At 70.9% G+C, this 2,242-nt stretch carries 4 protein-coding genes and 1 pseudogene; all 5 read right to left on the bottom strand.

What is annotated here, in order from left to right:
- Positions 1-937: cyclase family protein (locus KBX53_RS30410; protein ID WP_247676454.1), on the bottom strand; the 937-nt coding region annotated here is incomplete at its 3' end.
- Positions 938-1,050: 113 nt separating this feature from the next.
- On the bottom strand, positions 1,051-1,329 hold the full coding sequence (locus KBX53_RS30405) for a hypothetical protein (RefSeq protein WP_210863140.1): 279 nt from the start codon (positions 1,327-1,329) through the stop codon (positions 1,051-1,053).
- Positions 1,326-1,505: a hypothetical protein gene (locus tag KBX53_RS30400; RefSeq protein WP_210863138.1), complete on the bottom strand. Its 180-nt coding sequence runs from the start codon at positions 1,503-1,505 to the stop codon at positions 1,326-1,328. Before KBX53_RS30400 ends, KBX53_RS30405 begins: the two co-directional genes overlap by 4 nt.
- On the bottom strand, positions 1,502-1,687 hold the full coding sequence (locus KBX53_RS30395; protein WP_210863136.1) for a hypothetical protein: 186 nt from the start codon (positions 1,685-1,687) through the stop codon (positions 1,502-1,504). Before KBX53_RS30395 ends, KBX53_RS30400 begins: the two co-directional genes overlap by 4 nt.
- 153 nt (positions 1,688-1,840) lie before the next feature.
- A pseudogene (locus KBX53_RS30390) lies at positions 1,841-2,242 on the bottom strand (XRE family transcriptional regulator); the annotation flags it as partial.

Below are 2,242 nucleotides of genomic sequence, written 5' to 3'. Positions count from 1 at the left end.
GGTTGACCGGGCTGCCGGACGTGCCGGCGAAACGGACCGGCGCGACCGCCAGTTGGAAATCCCACTGGCCGAACTCGGTGGCCGTCGCCGCGCACGCCTCCAGGTCGCAGTTGTCGAGCAGCCACAGGCCCATCGCCACGAGGCTCACGGCGTGGACCGGCATCAACACGGCGTCGTACCCCGAAGGCTGAACGTCCTGGGGGGTGTCGGCGCCGATCAGCGCGACGCCGCGTTCGTGCAGCCACGGCAGGCAGGACGCGTGCCAGCCCGCCTGGGTGAAACCGCTGGCCGCGCCGTTCTCGTGCCGGAAGCGGCCGTAGCCGGTACGCAGAAGGACCGCGTCGCCGGGTCGCACCCGCACGCCCTGGCGACGCTCGGCCTCGTCGAGATCGTCGGGAAACACCCCCTGCCCCGGCGTCAACCATGGCACATCGCGGGCCGCCGCCACGTCCAGCAGGACACCCCGGGTGACGATCCCGTCCGCCGCCGCCGTGACGGCCGCCCACGCCGAACCCGTCGCGGCGTCGACAGACGAGTGCGGCCGTCCGTTGTACAGGGCGCCGTCCCAGAAGATGTGGCACGGCGAGTCGAGGTGGGTGAGGGTGTTGCCGTGGAACGTGATGCCGAGCCGCTCGGATGAGAAACCCCAGTGCCGGTCGGCGTGGAAGTGCGCCGGCATGTTCTCGGCGCCCGGCATGTCGGCGGCGCACGGGCAGACCGTCGTCGACCGGTCCATGTCGCCCGGTACGGCGACCTCCCACGCGCAGGACACGCTTCTGCCGTGGCGTACGGCCCGCGCCGCCGCCAGCCGCACGTCGTCGGTGATGTGGTTCAGCGTTCCGCGCTCGTCGTCGTCGCCCCACCGTCCCCAGTTCGACAGCGTGTCGAAGTATCCGAGCACGTCGTCCTGGGTCGGGATCGGTCGCCCGGTCGTCATCCCCGCATCGACTCCTCTGCTCACGTGGTGCGCGACACCGCGGCTCAGGGTATCCGGCCGCGACACAAGCACAGGCCGGGTGGCGGCACGGGTCCGGCCAGGGCGTCGGTCGACTAGGGCTCGGCTCGGGCGGACCGGCACTGTTGCTGCACTGCTGGATTCGGCAGGTCGGCATCCCTGGTCCAGCCGAGGAACCGGCGGTGCAGCACCCCGGCCGGTGTCCACGGCATGTCCTCGGTCGCCTGCACGAGGTAGGACCCGAGGTAGAGAGTCAGCGACACGGGGGCATCCGCATACTCCGCCCGCAGCTCGCGCTTGCGGGTCCGGCAGGGCCAGGGCAGGCCGCAGCCTCCGCAGCTCCAGATCGGCATGACCGGACCGTGCACGGTCACCGCACACCCGCCAGGAAGCGATCCGTGATCGCCCGTGCCTGCCGGCTGGTCGCCCAGTCCACCTGCCAGCACGGGTACGGCGTGAGCCGTGCCCACCACGCCCGGCAACCAACACACATGCCGTCCAGCCCTCGGACGTGCACCGCGATGATCGCCTGCTCCTGGCCGCCGTTCACTCCTCACCCACCTGCGGCCAGTGACCCCGACTGATCGGAATCCGGTGCCGGCCGCGACAGGGCAGGTCGGCTCCGCAGCGGCAGATGCGCCGCCAGAGCTGCCACGACCACACCGGCCGATGCCGCCGGGCAAAAGTCAACGCGGTGGCCGAGAGGTACTCGTCGTACGAGACGCGCCGCATGCGCCCTCCCTCGTCGATCAGGAGGGCGGCATCATCGCCCTCTCCTGAGGGGGACGCGGCGACCAGGCGATTGCCGCACCGCCCGCCGCATCCCGTGAGGGCGACGCTACGTACCGTCGCAGTGCGGAATGGGTAAGGTTCCTACCCCCTAGATCACGAGACCAGGCCAACCTTCACCGCGAGGTCACGGGCATCATCGCGGGTGGACCGCGGGCCGTCGAGCAGGTCCAGGGTGATCTGTCGGGCGTACCCGTTGAAGCGGATCGTCTCCGGGGCCGACTCGTACGCCTGACGGAGGGTCGCCACGGCCGTTTCCTTGTCGTCCTTGCCGTAGTGCGCCCGCGCGACCTCGATGAGATGGCGTGCCCGGCGCGGCCTCGACGGAATCGCCGCCGAATCGTGGCGGCGTGCCTGCCGAACCGCCTCACCCGACTTCTGCAACTCCACCGCCACGGTCACCGCGTGAGCGCCCATGATGACCTGCGAGAACGACGTCTGCGGCTGGTAGAAGCCCTGCGGCAGTCGCTGCGCCACCCGGTCCGCGCGATCCCAGTA

This window comes from Micromonospora sp. M51, assembly GCF_018070305.1.
GTDB classification, from domain to species: Bacteria; Actinomycetota; Actinomycetes; order Mycobacteriales; family Micromonosporaceae; genus Micromonospora; species Micromonospora parva.
The sequence above is the reverse complement of the archived record's forward strand: the minus strand, read 5'-3'. Positions and strand labels throughout refer to the sequence as shown.

Coding starts and splice junctions, on each gene's coding strand:
- KBX53_RS30395 (WP_210863136.1), bottom strand. CDS start 1,687: ATGCGGCGCGTCTCGTACGACGAGTACCTCTCGGCCACCGCGTTGACT.